The 14,872-nt window shown below is 68.4% G+C and carries 15 protein-coding genes; 8 read left to right on the top strand and 7 right to left on the bottom strand.

Features of this window, described 5'->3' with window-relative positions; translation table 11 throughout:
* Window positions 1-7: 7 nt before the first annotated feature.
* The 3 genes from LCL61_RS05600 to LCL61_RS05590 all read right to left on the bottom strand — a co-directional run bounded on the left by LCL61_RS05600 (window position 8) and on the right by LCL61_RS05590 (window position 3,371).
* Window positions 8-1,312, bottom strand: coding sequence for an erythromycin esterase family protein (locus LCL61_RS05600; RefSeq protein WP_340685846.1), 1,305 nt, complete (start codon window positions 1,310-1,312; stop codon window positions 8-10).
* A 232-nt stretch (window positions 1,313-1,544) separates the two neighbouring features.
* On the bottom strand, window positions 1,545-2,387 hold the full coding sequence (locus tag LCL61_RS05595; protein WP_340685845.1) for a carbohydrate-binding protein: 843 nt from the start codon (window positions 2,385-2,387) through the stop codon (window positions 1,545-1,547).
* A 78-nt stretch (window positions 2,388-2,465) separates the two neighbouring features.
* The gene (locus LCL61_RS05590; RefSeq protein WP_340685844.1) at window positions 2,466-3,371 is read right to left on the bottom strand and encodes an AraC family transcriptional regulator; all 906 of its coding nucleotides are present in this window, start codon (window positions 3,369-3,371) and stop codon (window positions 2,466-2,468) included.
* Between the two features lie 134 nt (window positions 3,372-3,505).
* Between LCL61_RS05590 and LCL61_RS05585 the strand changes: the two genes are divergently transcribed.
* The 3 genes from LCL61_RS05585 (at window position 3,506) to LCL61_RS05575 (ending at window position 6,937) form a co-directional block, all read left to right on the top strand.
* The gene (locus LCL61_RS05585) at window positions 3,506-4,684 is read left to right on the top strand and encodes a glycosyltransferase 87 family protein (protein WP_340685843.1); all 1,179 of its coding nucleotides are present in this window, start codon (window positions 3,506-3,508) and stop codon (window positions 4,682-4,684) included.
* Window positions 4,672-5,421, top strand: coding sequence for an SDR family NAD(P)-dependent oxidoreductase (locus LCL61_RS05580; RefSeq protein ID WP_340685842.1), 750 nt, complete (start codon window positions 4,672-4,674; stop codon window positions 5,419-5,421). Before LCL61_RS05585 ends, LCL61_RS05580 begins: the two co-directional genes overlap by 13 nt.
* A 259-nt stretch (window positions 5,422-5,680) precedes the next feature.
* Window positions 5,681-6,937 (top strand): HNH endonuclease signature motif containing protein, encoded by a 1,257-nt coding sequence (locus LCL61_RS05575; RefSeq protein WP_340688500.1) that lies wholly within the window; start codon window positions 5,681-5,683, stop codon window positions 6,935-6,937.
* A gap of 525 nt (window positions 6,938-7,462) precedes the next feature.
* Here LCL61_RS05575 and LCL61_RS05570 read toward each other — a convergent pair.
* The 3 genes from LCL61_RS05570 to LCL61_RS05560 form a co-directional block, all read right to left on the bottom strand.
* Entirely contained in the window at window positions 7,463-8,659 is a 1,197-nt protein-coding gene (locus tag LCL61_RS05570; protein ID WP_340685841.1) for an FAD-dependent monooxygenase, read from the bottom strand.
* Between the two features lie 19 nt (window positions 8,660-8,678).
* Window positions 8,679-9,239 carry a TetR/AcrR family transcriptional regulator gene (locus tag LCL61_RS05565; protein WP_340685840.1) on the bottom strand — a complete coding sequence of 187 codons (561 nt, stop codon included), beginning with the start codon at window positions 9,237-9,239 and terminating at the stop codon, window positions 8,679-8,681.
* 93 nt (window positions 9,240-9,332) lie between these two features.
* The gene (locus LCL61_RS05560; protein ID WP_340685839.1) at window positions 9,333-10,031 is read right to left on the bottom strand and encodes a type 1 glutamine amidotransferase domain-containing protein; all 699 of its coding nucleotides are present in this window, start codon (window positions 10,029-10,031) and stop codon (window positions 9,333-9,335) included.
* Window positions 10,032-10,152: 121 nt separating this feature from the next.
* Here LCL61_RS05560 and LCL61_RS05555 point away from each other — a divergent pair, with 121 nt between their 5' ends.
* The 3 genes from LCL61_RS05555 (at window position 10,153) to LCL61_RS05545 (ending at window position 11,665) form a co-directional block, all read left to right on the top strand.
* Window positions 10,153-11,055 (top strand): LysR family transcriptional regulator, encoded by a 903-nt coding sequence (locus tag LCL61_RS05555; protein ID WP_340685838.1) that lies wholly within the window; start codon window positions 10,153-10,155, stop codon window positions 11,053-11,055.
* A gap of 85 nt (window positions 11,056-11,140) precedes the next feature.
* Entirely contained in the window at window positions 11,141-11,329 is a 189-nt protein-coding gene (locus LCL61_RS05550) for a hypothetical protein (RefSeq protein WP_340685837.1), read from the top strand.
* Between the two features lie 36 nt (window positions 11,330-11,365).
* On the top strand, window positions 11,366-11,665 hold the full coding sequence (locus tag LCL61_RS05545) for a hypothetical protein (RefSeq protein WP_340685836.1): 300 nt from the start codon (window positions 11,366-11,368) through the stop codon (window positions 11,663-11,665).
* A gap of 7 nt (window positions 11,666-11,672) precedes the next feature.
* On the opposite strand, the gene LCL61_RS05540 is transcribed toward LCL61_RS05545, so the two are convergent.
* Complete coding sequence (locus tag LCL61_RS05540; protein ID WP_340685835.1) at window positions 11,673-12,629, bottom strand: GlxA family transcriptional regulator; 957 nt, start codon at window positions 12,627-12,629, stop codon at window positions 11,673-11,675.
* Window positions 12,630-12,716: 87 nt separating this feature from the next.
* Between LCL61_RS05540 and LCL61_RS05535 the strand changes: the two genes are divergently transcribed.
* Complete coding sequence (locus LCL61_RS05535) at window positions 12,717-12,860, top strand: hypothetical protein (RefSeq protein WP_340685834.1); 144 nt, start codon at window positions 12,717-12,719, stop codon at window positions 12,858-12,860.
* A 219-nt stretch (window positions 12,861-13,079) separates the two neighbouring features.
* Window positions 13,080-14,825 (top strand): BCCT family transporter, encoded by a 1,746-nt coding sequence (locus LCL61_RS05530; RefSeq protein WP_340685833.1) that lies wholly within the window; start codon window positions 13,080-13,082, stop codon window positions 14,823-14,825.
* Window positions 14,826-14,872 lie beyond the last annotated feature (47 nt).

Raw genomic sequence — 14,872 nt, 5'->3', positions numbered from 1 at the left:
GACGTCACTACCTTCTCAGATCGGCCTGGCGGACGTCGTGCAGGTGGATGACGACGTCGTAGGACCGCCCGAGCGAGATGGCCGCGGGGTCGACGGGGAACAGCGTGCCGATGGTGCGGGTGGGCCGGGCGGTGTCCAGCCAGGCGCGGGCGGCGGGCGGCGCGGTGCGGAGGTCCAGGTAGAAGTCCTCGAACCGGACCTGGTCGAGGGTGTCCTCGTTCGTCCCGGACGGCGCTGCCGGGACGGAGAACCGCTTCCACTCCCCGCCCACCGCGGTGTCCTTGGACAAGAAGGAACCCTCGTCGAAGCTGAACCCGATCGGCAGGTAGCCGCGGCCCAACGTCTCGCGCAGGAAGGCGCCTTGGGTCTTCGGGTAGACCGCCGGCATGTCGGGGATGTACGCGACGTGGGCGTTGTGCGCGGAGAGCAGGATCTTGTGCCCGGTCCGCCGCTGCCACCAGGCGACGTTCTGCGCCATCGCCTGGTCGCGCAGGATCTGTGCCGCGGGCAGGCCCTTCGGATCCGCGAGGTCGACGGCGAGGAAGCGGGCGGTCTGCGCGACGAACCGGGCGTGCTGCTCGGTCCAGCCGTAGGCGTCCGCGCCGGTCAGGCCCTTGACCAACTCGAAGGCCTGCTCCGCCTGCGTGGCGAGCCGCTGTCGCTCGTCGACGGGTTTGCGCAAGTAAGCGAACGCGTCGTCGATCGGGCGTAGCCCGGTGTACAGCTCGTTGAGCCGGGGCAGCGCCTCCGGGTGATGGCGGCCGATGTAGTCGGTGATCCGCGCGAAGAACCCGTCGTTCACCGATGGCGCGCCGAGGTCGTCACCGACGAAGTGCACCGTGCGGCCGGGGTGCGCGCGGTTGTGATCGCGCATCCACCGGATCAGGCTGACGAACTCCTCGCGGTCCCACGGGGAACCGGCCAGCGTCCGCTTGGCGATCTCCCGGGCGTCACCCTTCCCGCCCTGGACGTACTCGTCGATCTCCAGGCCCGCGGACCAGCTCAGCTCCAGCGCGAAAGCCCGGAAGCCCTTCTCCTCGACGAGATAGCGGAACACCCGCTCCTTCATGGTGAAGAACTCGTGAGAGCCGTGGGTCGCCTCGCCGAGGCCGACCACCTTCGCGCCGCCGATCATCCCGCCCAGCGCCCGTAGATCGGCGGTGCTCCGGCCGGGCTCGGTCGAGCGCAACGGATGTGCCGCCCGGTCCAGCGACCGCACCGGATCCCGCCAGGCGGAGGTCGTCTCCGCCGCGAGAGCCGGACTCGTCGCGGGAGCGAGCACCGCCCCCGTCACCACCACCGCCGCGGCCACCAATCCGCGTCTCCCCCACCGTTTCCGGCGCTGTGTCATTACCGTCCACCCCTTCGCTCCGATGTCGAAGACGATCATCGTCCGCGGACCGGGAGCGGCGCACTGAAGCAAAGCTCCTACTTGGGGTGAGGAAAACCCCACCCCATGAGGAAGCGGGTGAACCCCGCCGCCGGGTGTGGGACCCGGCGGCGGGAGTCCACCCGCGTTTATCTCCCTCCGCAGCGGCTGTCCGTCACTCCGCGCGCCACAACGCGGGTGTGGACGGCGGCTCCCAGCCGGGCTGGGCGGTGTGCGCCTGCAAGCACACGTAACCGCGACCGCTGTAGGTGACCCGGGCGCCCGCGGAATAGCCGGTTCCCGCCGCCCAGGTCGTCCCGCCGGGCGGGTTGGAGGTCGAAGTCGACGTCGTCGGCGTCGTACTGGTCGGCCGCGAGGTCGACGTCGGCGTCTGCGGCACGTTCAGCACGAAGTCGAACGCGGCCTGCTTGCCGGTAGGCTGATCGCGGACGGTCATCAGCAGCCGCGGGTCGAAGATCGAGTCGGTGTTGTTGCGCGGCTCGTTGGGGAAGTACAGCTGCGTGGTCAGCACCGGCCTGCCGGGCGCCTGGACCTTGACGTGGATGTGCCGCGTACGGCCGGGGTACAGGCCGGGCACGATGGTGCTCAGCGAGAACGCGCCCTGGTCGTTGGTGAACTGGTGACCGCGGAAGGTGTACCCCACGTTGTCGTAGGCGCCGTTGACGTCCGCCTGCCAGAAGTCCAGCAGCACCCGCGAGATCGGAAGACATCCGAGGCCGAAGACGTAGCCGGACACGGTGAGCCTCGTGCCCTGCGTGTTCGGCGTGACGAGCGACGTCCGCTGCGGCGAATTCGGCTTGAAGTAGGGACCTTCGGTCTGCGGCGGGGTCGGGTCGTCACCGTCGTCACAGGCGGGGGTCAGCTCGGGTGCCTGGCCGTTCGCGACGGTGGTGCGCGCGAGGGCGGGGCCTCCGATCAACGCGACCGGAGCCGCCACACCCGCCGCGATCGCGGCCTTCAGCACGGTCTTCCGGCTGAGTTTGCTTTCTTCGTCCATACCTGCTCCTCGTGGGGGCTTCGGGAATCACCCTCGACGGTATGGAGAAGATCAGCTGCGGACGATGGACTGGGGTGGTCAGTCGTGGTGAATCTCCGGGGGCGCGTCACCGGTCCTGCGGTAATCGCCGGGGCTCAACCCCGTTTCCCGCCGGAAGAACCGGCAGAAATAGGCGGGATCCGCGAATCCGACCCGGCTGGCAACCTGACGCACGGTCAGATCCGTACCGCGCAGGAATCGTTTCGCCTCCCTTGTCCGCGCCTCACGCATCAGTTGTGCCGCCGTCCGGCCGGTCGCCGTTTTCACCGCGTCGGTGAGATATCCCGGGGTGACCCCGATCCGCTCCGCGAGCGCGCCGACCGACCAGAGCCCCAGATCGGGCCTGCCGAGCAGCCGGGCGAATTCGGTGCCCACCGCCTGCGCCCTGGCAGGCGGGCGCGGGTCCGCCAATCCTGGAAGGCGTCCCGCCCGCACGATCAGCACGTGCATCAGGGCCCGGAGCACCGAATCGGTACCCTGACCACCACAACGGAATTCCTCGTCCAGTTCGGCGACCATCCGGGCCGTCTCCTCGGCCGCGCGTTCGTCGAGCCGCCACGGCTGCTGACTGAGCCTTCGCAGGGTTTCGCGATCCGACGGATGTTCGAGCAGGAAATCGTCGGTGAACAACACGACGAATCCGCTGAGATCGCGGGCATCCCAATGGTGTACCTGCCCCGGTGTTATGACCGCGAGCTGCGGCGGCCCCAATTCCCAGCGGGTGAAATCGATGACGTGGTCGCCGGTACCGCCGGTGACATGGACGATTTCGTAGAATGTGTGCCGATGCGGGAACGCAGCCCGCGACATCGGCCCGATCGTGTCGAATGTGCCGACCGTGAACGGCAGAGCGTCCGGCGCGCGGACCTCCAGCCGATGCAGTGGCAATTCCCCCGCCTTCGGTTCGAGGCAAGGCGTCCTCGGCAACACCGTCGTTCCGCGCATGGACCGGTCCCTTTCACCACACTGGGAAGGAAAAGTCTAGACCAATGACGGAGCGCTGACTGCCGACGGAAGTCGCTTGTCGCCGTCGGGGTACAGTCAGGATCATCGACGCACGTCCGAAGGGTCACCACGCGATGTCTCCCACCAAGTCGCGCGGTCGGACCTGGTGGCCGGTCGGCGCGTTCGCCGCGCTGGTGCTGGCGTGCGCCGTGGCCTGGGCGACGACGGGCGCTTCCCACAGCGACCTCGAGATCTACCGCTTCGGCGTCGACACCCTGTGGACCGGCGGCGACCTCTACGGCGCGTTGCCGCTTTCCGACGCGGGCATCCCCCTGCTGTTCATCTATCCGCCGTTCGCCGCACTGGTGCTCACCCCGCTGGCCCTGGTGCCATGGAACGGCGCGGTGCTGCTGCTGTTCGCGCTCAGCCTGGCCGCGCTGGGAATCACCTTCTACGGGATCGCCCGCACGCTGTGGCCGTCCGGGGACCGGCGGAAGGCGCTGCTCGTCGCGTCGCTGGCGATCACGCCGGCGCTCTTCCTCGAACCGGTCCGCCAGACGCTCGGCTTCGGCCAGATCAACCTGGTGCTGATGGGTCTCGTCGCGGCCGACTGCCTGCTGGCCCGGGGCCGCTACCGGGGCATCGGCGTCGGTCTCGCGGCCGCGATCAAGCTGACGCCCATGGCGTTCCTGTTGTTCTTCTTGGTACGCAAGGACTTCCGCGGCGCGCTGACCGCGTCGGGCACGTTCGTGGCCGCCTCCGCCGTCGCGTTCGCGGTTGCCCCGGAGGCTTCCGCGCGCTATTGGCTCGGCGGCCTCGCCGGGGCGTCCGGCATCAGCGGCACCTCGTTCCACACCAACCAGACCCTGCAGGCCGTGCTGGCGCGATTCGGTGTCGAGAGCGCCGCGAAACCGCTGTGGATCATCCTCACCGGGGTCCTGCTTATTCTGGTGACCCTGACCATGTACCGCTCGGCGGTGGTGCCGGCCCTGCTGCTGAACGCGACGTTCGCCCTGCTCATCTCGCCGACGTCGTGGTCACACCACTGGGTGTGGGTCGCTCCGGCACTGTTCACCACTGCCGCCTACGTGGCGCTCAGGCGCCGGGCGGTGGTTTGGCTCGTCGTCACCGGGGTCGTCGCCACGGTCTTCGTGGCGGCACCGTTCCGGTACTTTCCCGCCTTCGACCGGCCGGGCCAGACGTGGACGACCGCCCAGCAGTGGCTGGGAAACTGCTACGTCGTCGCGGGTCTGGTCTTCCTCGTCGTCGCGGGTGTCCTCGCGCTGCGGAAAGGACCTCGATGCTCGACCTGAGCGGCACCACGACCCTCGTCACCGGGGCCAGCGGTGGCATCGGCCACGGCATCGCCCTGCGCTTCGCCGAAGCGGGCAGCGCCGTCGCCGTGCACTACCACCGCGACGAAGCCTCCGCGCTCGCCGTCGTCGGGCGGATTCAGAAAGCGGGCGGCACCGCCAAGGCGTTCTCCGCCAACCTCACCGACGACGGAGAATGCCGACGTCTCGTGGCCGCCGCCGCGGCATGGACCGGACGCCTGGACACGTTGGTCAACAACGCCGGCATGCAGCCGATAGAGCCCTTGCCGGGAATGTCGGCGGAGAGCTGGCGCGCCGTCCTCGACGCGGACCTCACCAGCGCGTTCTCGTGCACGCAGGCCGCCGCCGAGGTGATGGACGGCGGCAGCGTCATCCATATCGCGTCGATCGAAGCGACCCATCCCGCGCCGGGACACGCGCACTACAGCAGCGCGAAGGCCGCCCTGGTCATGCACGCCCGCGCCGCCGCGCTGGAATACGGGCCGCGAGGCCTGCGCGTCAACGCCGTCTCCCCCGGCCTGATCGACCGGCCAGACCTCGGCGACGACTGGCCGGACGGCGTCCGCCGCTGGAAACAGGCCGCACCCCTCGGCAGGCTCGGCACCCCCGGCGACGTCGCGAACGCTTGCCTGTTCCTCGCCTCGCCGCTCTCGGCGTGGATCACCGGGCACAACCTGACCGTGGACGGAGGCGTCTCCGCGCATCCCACGTGGTGATCACGGATTCGGGTTCTGGGACGGGTTATTCGTCGCAGCGCTACCGGCTGGCGCTTCTACCTTTTGGCTTGTGCGGCAACACGACATAGCCATCATCATTTATTGGAGCAGGTTAATCTTCATGCATTGATGAGGCATGATTAGTCTGAATATGCGATGGTACAGGTGTTCTATTCGGAGTAATGTCGGTGTCGTGGCCAGCAACGATGCAGCTCCGGGAACGTCCACCGAGTGGTGGCGCGTCGATACCGCGACNGTCGTGGCCAGCAACGATGCAGCTCCGGGAACGTCCACCGAGTGGTGGCGCGTCGACACCGCGACGCTGCATGCCCGCAAGCAGGAACTGGAGGTTGTGAAGCGGCGGGCGGATGCGGAGCAGAACGCGATCCTGGCGGAAATCAATTCCCGCGGTGTTCGCGGATGTTCGGGTCATTCGACGTTGGCGGCGTTGATTTTCGAGGATTTCCTGGTGACGGACAAGGAAGCCGGCGCCCGAGCCGACCGGGTCCTCGCTTCGCATCCCGGCCCTGCTATCGGCGGAGACCCCGAACCACCCCTGGCCCCGCTGACCGCCCAAGCCGCCGCCGAGGGCGCGATCGGCGGGTCGCAGATCGACGCCATCATCCGCACCCTCGCCCGCATTCCCTCCAGCGTGCCGGAAGAGGAGGTGCGGGCCGGAGAGAAGATCCTGGTCGAACTGGCTCGTCATGCCGGGCCGCGGCAGATCGCCCGCGCCGGACGCCGCCTGCTGGACGAACTCGACCCCGACGGCAAAGAACCCCGCAACGAAGACCCCAAAGACACCCGGCCGGAGCTGCGGTCCGTCAAACACCGCGACGGCACCCTCGGCTTGAAAGCCACCCTCGACCTCGAAACCTACGCCCGCCTGAAATCCGACCTGGATCCGATGGCCAAACCGCACAAGGCCATCGACGAGATGCGGGACTCCCGCACCCAGGACGAACGCTACGGAGACGCCTTCACCGACTACGTCCGACTGAAGACCACCAGCCACAACCTCCCCGGCCAAGCAGGCGAAGCCACCCACATCCTCGTCACCATGTCCTACGAGGATCTGATCAACGACCTCGGTGAAGCACATTTAGATTTGGCGGGACCGATCAGCGCCACCGACGCCCGCATCCTCGCCTGCGACGCCCGCGTCCGACCCGGCGTCCTCGGCACCGCAGGCGAACCCCTCGACATCGGACGCTCCAAACACACCGTCTCCCTCGCCCAGAAATACGCACTCACCCTCCGCGACGGCGGCTGCGCCTTCCCCGGCTGCGACATGCCCGTACCCCGCTGCACCGCCCACCACATCGTCTTCTCGCGACACCACGGCGAAACCAAAATCGACAACCTCGTGCTCCTGTGCACGAAGCACCACCGATTGATCCACCACAACGAATGGAAAGTCCACATCGCCCAAGACGGACTCCCCGACTTCACCCCACCCACCTACCTCGACCCCACCGGCACACCAAGACGCAACACCATGCACCTCAGGACATAAGCCGACCCCCGGTGAAGCCTCCGAATCCGACTCGCCCAGCCACACCACGCATTTAGGGCGTGCCTGACAAAGCGTGGATCACTGCTATTGCGAGTGGATGAGGACTGCAGCTCGGCAGTCGATCGCGTGCTCGTCGTATCGGGTGGCGAGGCCGCGCCATTACTTCGTTCGGCAGAACCGGCGTTCGATCACATTGCGGTTCGTGAGCGTCGAGGCCGACGGGCCTGCCGCGGCGTTTGCGGGTGCACCAGCTGGTCTCCGGGTTCGCCGCACTCGCGCAGGTGCTGTCGGATCGCGCGGGACGCGTATGCCTTGTCGCCGCGAAGCGCATCCGGCTCGTGCGCGGTCGCCGGACCTTAAGGCCAACCCACAGCTGTTGCAGGAGCGGCAGCAGCGTCGGGGAGTCTCCGCCCGGCCGGGCGTGATCAGCGTGACGCGACACGGGGTCGGAGTTCCAGCCAGAACGCTCAACCTTTGCCACACCACGCATTCAGGTGACTAAATGCGAAACAGCCGGCCGGAACGTCATCGGGTCCGAATCTCGGCCCCATGCCTCAGATTCGTCACCAGCGCCGTCGACTTGCCGGTGACGGCGGCCGCGAGCGGGCGTTCGAGGCCGGGAAGGCGTGCCACGTGAAGGAAAGCCCGGCGCGCCTGGAGCAGGAATCGGTTGGCGGGCAGGAACCATCGGGCGCCGCGGCGGGCGACCTGCTGCTTTTCGGTCACCACCGGGCGGACCAGTTTTTCGTACTCGGCGAGCGCGGACTCGATCGAGGGTGACCGGGTGAGCTGTTCGGCCAGCACGAACGCGCCCGCGATCCCCAGTGAAGCGCCTTGTCCGGCGAGAAGGGAGACGGCGTAACAGGAATCGCCGACGAGTACGACCCGGCCGCGGCTCCAGGACGGCATCTCGATCTGCGCGACCTGGTCGTAGTACACCTCGTTGGAAGGCGGACACAGAGCGAGCGCTTGAGGTACCGCCCAGCCCAGCGAACCGTAGGTCGCGCGCAGGGCCGCTCGCGCGTCGTCCGGCAAGGCCGGATCCGTCGTGCGGTGCACGGCGAAGGCCGCGAGCTTGCCGTCGCGAAGACCGTAGAAACCCATCTGCATCCCGGCCGTGTCGGTCAGGCAGAACCGCTCCCCGACCCGCGCACGAATCTCCTCGTCCTCGAAAACGAAGGCCGCCGTATGGAACCCGAGATGACGCAAGAACCGGTTCTCTTCACCGAAGACCAGCCGCCGCACGGTCGAATGGATCCCGTCGGCCCCGATCAGCAGATCGGCTTCGAGTGTCCCGCCGTCCGCCGAAGTGACCCGCACCCGGTCGCCGAGATCCTCGACTCCCGTGACCCCGGCACCGAACCGGACGTCCACTGTGGACGGCAGTCCGGTGCGCAGGACACGTTCCAGATCGGGCCGCATGATGCTGCAGAGCCTGCCCCGCACCGATTTGGCGAACTGGACGTAGTCGATGGCCGCCCGGCGGCGACCGCGCTCGTCCAGCAAACTCGCCTCGTCCACCCGGTACGCCACGTCTTCGACCTGAGGCAGCAGGCCCATCTCCTCGACGGCGTCGAAGCCGGGACCGAAGAAGTCGATCATGTAGCCCTGCTCGCGCGGCCCCGCGGCCCGCTCCAGCACCACGACCTCGACGTCCAGCGTCGCGAGCCGGTGCGCCAGCGCCAGCCCGGTGATCCCGGCCCCGCAGATCGCCACCTTCATGGGTGTCCTCCCTTTCGGTTCAGTCGACCAGTCTGCGCAGGACGGCGGGAGAGACAGCGCCCGAATCCGGCCCGAGCGCCCGATGGAGCAGAAGCCCGTCCACCGCCGCGAGAAGGACCGCGGCCGTGTCCTCGGCGTCGGCCACCCCATGCCGCGCCAGCCATCCGCCGAGCCGGGTGCGCAGGTCGGCGAGCAGTTCGCGGATGCCTTGGCGCAGAGTGTCGTCGCGAGTCGCGGCGAGGTAGGACTCCGCGAACAGCAACGACATCGGGTCGGTGCCGGAGTAACCACCGACCGACGCCAGCAGCGCGTCGACCGCGTCCGCGGGCGTTTCGACGGTTTCCAGCGCCGGCTCGAAGGCGAGGGCGACCTCGCGCATCGCCCCCAGCACGGCCTCGATCAACAAGGCCTGCAGCGAAGGGAAGTGATAGTGCACGACGCTCGGCGTGACACCCGCGCGTTCGGCCAGGATCCGGGTGCTGACCGCGGACCAGCCGAGCTCGGGCACGAGCGCGACGGCCGCGTCGAGCAACCGGCGCCGAACGAGCTGACCGCGCGCCGCGGCGGGGGATCCTGCCACCGTTCACCTCCTAGGGCATTCGTCCTGTACGACTGCCCTGATCGTATGCCCGGATCCGGCCGCGGCGCAAACCCGGCGGTCACCGACCTCTGCTCACGCGGTCTTCAGGAGCTCCACCACGCGCTCCGCGGTCGCGACGCTGGACTGCGGGTTCTGCCCGGTGACGAGGTTTCCGTCGACGACGACCTCGCTCGACCAGGCGGTCGCCGGAGTGACGATCGCGCCCTGTTCCCGAAGCCGGGTCTCGACGAAGAACGGGCTCTTGTCGCCCAGCCCGCCCTGCCGCTCCTCTTCGTCGCTGAAGGACGTCATCGAGCGGCCGGCGAAGGTGAACGAGCCGTCATCGCCACGCGCGCCGAGCAAGGCGGCGAGCCCGTGGCAGAGCGCGGCGATGGTCTTGCCCCGCGCGTCGGCGGCGTTCAGCAGGGCACCGAGATCGGCGTCGTCCACTAGGTCGGTCATCGGACCATGCCCACCCGGCAGGTAGAAGGCGTCGTAGGCGTCGGCCGAGACGTCGGAAAGCTTGAGCGGCGCCGAAAGATCGAGCCCTTTGAGGTATTCCGCGAACTTCGCGCCCTCGGCCGGGTCGACGCCGCCGCGTTCGTCGAGGCTGATGGGATCGACGGTCGGCCGGAGCCCGGCCGGGGTCGCGATCTCCACCTGGTGACCCGCCGCGGCGAGCACCCGATGCGATTCGGCGACCTCTTCGGCCCAGAACCCGGTCGGGTGGTCGGTGCCGTCGGTGAGCCGCACGTGGGCGGCGGCCGAGACGATCATGAGGATCCGCGCCATGAGTGTTCCCTTCGTTCTTCCGGGGCGATGTGCCCCACTGCCGGCTTCAACGAGGTCTTCGCCGCGCGTACTCCGCCCAGGCGGCTACGATCCATAAGATTTCTTATGGGAGGTGACTTGCATGCCCAACTTGGATCGGCTGGCGACCTTCCTGGCCATCTACCGTCAAGGCTCGCTCTCCGCGGCCGCCGCGGAACTCGGCCTGACCCAGCCCGCCGTCACCGGGCAGCTGCTCAAGCTCGAGGCAGAACTCGGCGAGCAGCTGTTCGTCCGGTCGCGACAGGGCGCGGCCCCGACGGCCCGCGCGGCCGAACTCGCCGCCAGGATCGGCACCCGCATCGACGAACTGCGAGGCGCGTTGACGGCAGCCGACGACGACGTCCAGTACCGGGAACGGGTGGCGGTGGGCGGCGCGAGCGACGGCATGGCGACGCGGTTCCTGCCCGCGCTCGCCCCGCTGACCGAACGCGGGCTGCGCATCACCGTCACCCTCGGGCTCGCCGACGAGCTCCTGTCCGCGCTCGAAGCCGCGCGCCTGGACCTCGTGATCTCCTCGGTCCGCCCACGGCAGCGCGGGATCACCGCCATTCCGCTGATCGACGAGGAATTCGTCCTCGTCGCCGCGCCCGCGCTCGCGCGGAGCGTGGATCCCGCGTTGCTCGCGACCGACCCGGTACCCGCGCTGGCCCATCTGCCGCTGATCGCGTACGCCGACGATCTGCCGATCATCCGCCGCTACTGGCGCAGCGAATTCGGGCGGCGGCCGCCGAACCGTGTCGCGATGGTCGTCCCCGACCTCCGCGCGATTCTCGCCGTCGTCGTCGCGGGCGCCGGGGTGAGCGTGCTGCCGCACTACATCGCCTCGGCCGCGCTCGAAGCGGGCTCGGTCTCGATCGTGCACTCCCCGGAGGTGCCGCCGCTCAACACGATCCATCTCGCACACCGGTCGGGGACGACGCGGCCGGTGGTGACGCTCATCCGCGACAGGCTGCTGGAACGCGCCCGTTCCTGGGGCTCGCTCTGAAAGTCCCGACGCGGCAAAAATGACCTCTTTCCGCGGCGGAACCGTCGCGAGGCTTGCTCTTCCGAACCGTTTCTTTGGAGGGCACATGGTCTCGAAACCCCGCGTCGCACTGGGAATGCTCGTTTTGGCCGCCTTGGCGGGAGGACTGCTCGCGTTGCTCATCTCGCTCGACGTCGGCGCCTTCTGGGCGAAGACGCTGCCGCTCGTCTTCCTGGCGGGCGGGGCGGCGTTCGCTCAATCCCTCGGGCTGTTCAACAAGGCACCGAAGGACTAGGGACCGGTCCCCGCACCCGCCGTTAGCGTCCTGCCCGTGACCGAACTGGGTGCGTACGTCGAACGCTTCGAGACGAATTGCCGCAGGCGTGCGCTCCGGGGTGTGGCCGCGATCGTGATCGGCGCGCCGATCGCCGTCCTCGGTGTCGTCGTGTTCATGCTGGGTCAGGAAGCCGGGGTTTCCGGCGGCGAGATGATCATCGGCCTCGCCATCGGCTGCGGGCTCGGGCTGGCCCTGAGGGGCGCCTGGGGCTGCTGGCACGCCATCGGCAAGCGGGGAGGCGCCGACCTGTTGGCACACAACATCTTCGAGGCCGTCGGACGGCGTTCCGCCTGAAGGAAGGTCAAACTCGCCGCGGCGCGAAGGTCCGGCGATAGTCCTGCGGGGAGACGCCGACGACCTTGTGGAAATGGTGCCGCAGCAAGGCTCCCGAGCCGAAGCCGCAGCGGCGCGCGACCTCGTCGATGCTCATCGTCGTCTCCTCCAGCAACGACCTCGCGTGCAGAACCCGTTGTGTCGAAAGCCACCGGTGCGGCGTGGTGCCCGTCTCCGCGACGAACTTGCGCGCGAAGGTGCGCTCGGACATCCGGGCCCGGCGGGCGAGATCGGCGACCGGATGTTCGTGGGCGATGGTGTCGAGCATCCAGGTGAGCACCGGCTGCAGGCTGTCCCCGGTGCACTCCGGGATCGGCACCTCGACGAACTGGCGCTGCCCGCCTTCCCGTTGCGGCGGCACCACCATGCGCCGCGCGATCGCGGTGGCCGCGGCGGAGCCGAGTTCGCGCCGGACCAGGTGCAGGCAGGCGTCGATGCCGGCGGCCGTGCCCGCGCTGGTGACGATGTCGCCGTCGTCGACGAAGAGAACGTCCGGATCCAGCTGGGCCTGCGGGAACCGCTTCCGGAACGCCGCGCTGTGGCGCCAATGGTTCGTGCACCGCCGCCCGTCGAGCAACCCGGCGGCGCCCAGCACGAACGCGCCTGTGCAGACCGAAAGCAGCGTGGCGCCGCGCTCCGAAGCCGCACGGAGCGCTTCGAGCACCGCGGGCGGATATTCGGCGCGCACGTCGCAGGCGGGGACGACGACGAGATCCGCGTCCTCGGTCGCTTCGAGACCGTGTCCCGGGGTCACTTTGACGCCGTGGCCGAGGCTGAGCGGTTCTCCCGCCCGCTCCCCGCACACGCGGAAGTCGAGCAGTGGCACTCCGTCATCAGTGCGGTCGTAGCCGAACACCTCGCAGACGACACCGAACTCGAAGGCGGCGAAATCGTCCAGCAGCACCACGGCGACGCTTTTCAGCATGGGCCGGAGCATAGCTGGCAGGATTTTGCCGCACAACGACAGAACTGCCACTTCTGGCAGGATGTCGAGTGGCGCAAACTTACTGCCATGACAGCAATCATCGTCACCCTCGCCCTGATCGCCCTCGTCGGCTACCTCCTGGAGCGCAACCACACGCGCCAGGGCCGCCCGGACACCGCCGGCGGAGACCCGCTCGGCAGGCCCTTCTGGAGAGGCGGCGCCACGATCTGAGGTCACCGGGGCCGCGAGGCCCGGTGTCACGAGCGCCACGTTCCCGCCCGAAGCCCGCTTCCGACCGGGCATCCGCCGAGGTCAAGCCCGCAATCACGGCTTTAAACCACTTCGCCCGTATTTTCTGCCGGTTACCAGTTTTCTGGTTAGGGTGCAGTGGTGCAAACGGGTTAACATCGGGCGGAAGGAGAGCGCGCCGCAGTCGGCGCGTCACTGAACATGAGTTCGCAGGACGGTAAACAAGCGGAAGAAGAGGTCGTCGCGGAGACCGCGGCCGACCTTGCCCACGCACCGGACACGACGGGTCCGGGCCACCCGCCCGATGAGCACGTCCCCCTCGACCTCGCCTCCGAACGACCCGCCGAGACCGACCGGACCGTTTTCGGTGTGGCGGCGGTGCTCGCGCTCGCGATCATCGTCTGGGGCGTGCTGGCCCCGGAAAACCTGGCGAGTGTCGCGTCGACCCTGTTGAACGACGCCGTGATCCCTTACGGCGGTTGGGCTTTCGTGCTGACCGCGAGCGGTTTCGTGCTCTTCGCGGTCTGTCTGGCCATAAGCCGCTACGGCCGGATCCCGCTGGGCGGGGACAAGGAACTGCCCGAATTCCGGACGTCGTCCTGGATCGCGATGATGTTCAGCGCCGGTATGGGCATCGGCCTGATGTTCTTCGGGGTGTACGAACCGGTCTCCCACCTCGCGAGCCCGCCCCCGGGCACCGCGGCCCCGAATTCCGACGAAGCCGTCCACACCGCGATGGCGACGACGTTGTTCCACTGGACCGTGCACCCGTGGGCGATCTACGCCGTCGTCGGTCTCGCGATCGCCTACAGCACCTTCCGCAAGGGTCGCAGCCAGCTGATCAGTTCGGTGTTCGCGCCGCTGATCGGCAAGCGGCGCACCGAAGGCCCGCTGGGCAAGGCGATCGACATCATGGCGATCTTCGCCACGCTGTTCGGTTCCGCCGCTTCCCTCGGCCTCGGCGCGCTCCAGGTCGGTGGCGGCATGGGCGCCGTCGGCTGGATCGACGACCCAGGCAAGGGCCTGCTGGTCGCGATCATCGCGATCCTCACCATCGCGTTCATCGCTTCGGCGGTTTCCGGTGTGGCCAAGGGCATCCAGTGGCTGTCCAACATCAACATGGTGCTCGCCGCGGTACTCGCGGTGTTCGTCCTGGTGGTCGGGCCGACCGTGCTGATCCTCAACATCGTGCCGGGCGCCATCGGCGACTACTTCCGCGAGCTGGCGGAGATGTCGGGCCGCACCGGGATGACCGGCGGCGAGGAGATGCAGACCTGGCTCGGCGGCTGGACGGTCTTCTACTGGGCCTGGTGGATCTCGTGGACGCCCTTCGTCGGCATGTTCATCGCGCGGATCTCGCGCGGCCGCACGATCCGGCAGTTCATCTTCGGTGTCATCGCGATCCCGAGCGTCGTGAGTCTGATCTGGTTCGCGATCTTCGGCGGCGCGGCGATCAGCAGGCAACGGGCCGGGACGGACATCGCGGGCGCGGGCAGCGCCCAGTCGGCGACGTTCGAACTGCTCGAGACACTGCCGTGGTTCATCCCGATCGCCATCCTGGTGATGATCCTGGTGTCCATCTTCTTCGTCTCCGGTGCGGACGCGGCGTCGGTGGTGATGGGTACCTTGTCCCAACGCGGAAGCGTGCATCCGACGAAGAGCGTCGTGATCTTCTGGGGCGTGCTGATGGGCGCCGTCGCGGCGGTGATGTTGCTCGTCGGCGGGAACAAGGCGCTGACCGGTCTGCAGAACCTCACCATCCTGATCGCGGTGCCGTTCGTGTTCGTGATGGTCGGGTTGTGCGTGTCGGTCTGGAAGGACTTGCGTAACGACCCGCTGATGAAGCAGGAAGACGCGATGATGCTGTCGCTGAAGGAACTGCACGAGGAACGCACCAACGGCCACGGCCGCCGTCGAATCCTCGGACGATCGAAACAGCGCACCTGAGCTGATCGCGCGTGAAGGCCCCCTTCCCTCGGTTGAGCCGAGGGAAG

The organism is Amycolatopsis coloradensis (assembly GCF_037997115.1).
GTDB classification, from domain to species: Bacteria; Actinomycetota; Actinomycetes; order Mycobacteriales; family Pseudonocardiaceae; genus Amycolatopsis; species Amycolatopsis coloradensis_A.
The sequence above is the reverse complement of the archived record's forward strand: the minus strand, read 5'-3'. Positions and strand labels throughout refer to the sequence as shown.

Excerpts from the sequence above, each read along its gene's own strand:
- LCL61_RS05595 (WP_340685845.1), bottom strand. The coding sequence starts at position 2,387 with ATGGACGAAGAAAGCAAACTCAGCCGGAAGACCGTGCTGAAGGCCGCG.
- LCL61_RS05580 (WP_340685842.1), top strand. The coding sequence starts at position 4,672 with ATGCTCGACCTGAGCGGCACCACGACCCTCGTCACCGGGGCCAGCGGT.
- LCL61_RS05530 (WP_340685833.1), top strand. The coding sequence starts at position 13,080 with ATGAGTTCGCAGGACGGTAAACAAGCGGAAGAAGAGGTCGTCGCGGAG.
- LCL61_RS05585 (WP_340685843.1), top strand. The coding sequence starts at position 3,506 with ATGTCTCCCACCAAGTCGCGCGGTCGGACCTGGTGGCCGGTCGGCGCG.
- LCL61_RS05540 (WP_340685835.1), bottom strand. The coding sequence starts at position 12,629 with ATGCTGAAAAGCGTCGCCGTGGTGCTGCTGGACGATTTCGCCGCCTTC.
- LCL61_RS05560 (WP_340685839.1), bottom strand. The coding sequence starts at position 10,031 with ATGGCGCGGATCCTCATGATCGTCTCGGCCGCCGCCCACGTGCGGCTC.
- LCL61_RS05535 (WP_340685834.1), top strand. The coding sequence starts at position 12,717 with ATGACAGCAATCATCGTCACCCTCGCCCTGATCGCCCTCGTCGGCTAC.
- LCL61_RS05555 (WP_340685838.1), top strand. The coding sequence starts at position 10,153 with ATGCCCAACTTGGATCGGCTGGCGACCTTCCTGGCCATCTACCGTCAA.
- LCL61_RS05550 (WP_340685837.1), top strand. The coding sequence starts at position 11,141 with ATGGTCTCGAAACCCCGCGTCGCACTGGGAATGCTCGTTTTGGCCGCC.
- LCL61_RS05570 (WP_340685841.1), bottom strand. The coding sequence starts at position 8,659 with ATGAAGGTGGCGATCTGCGGGGCCGGGATCACCGGGCTGGCGCTGGCG.
- LCL61_RS05590 (WP_340685844.1), bottom strand. The coding sequence starts at position 3,371 with ATGCGCGGAACGACGGTGTTGCCGAGGACGCCTTGCCTCGAACCGAAG.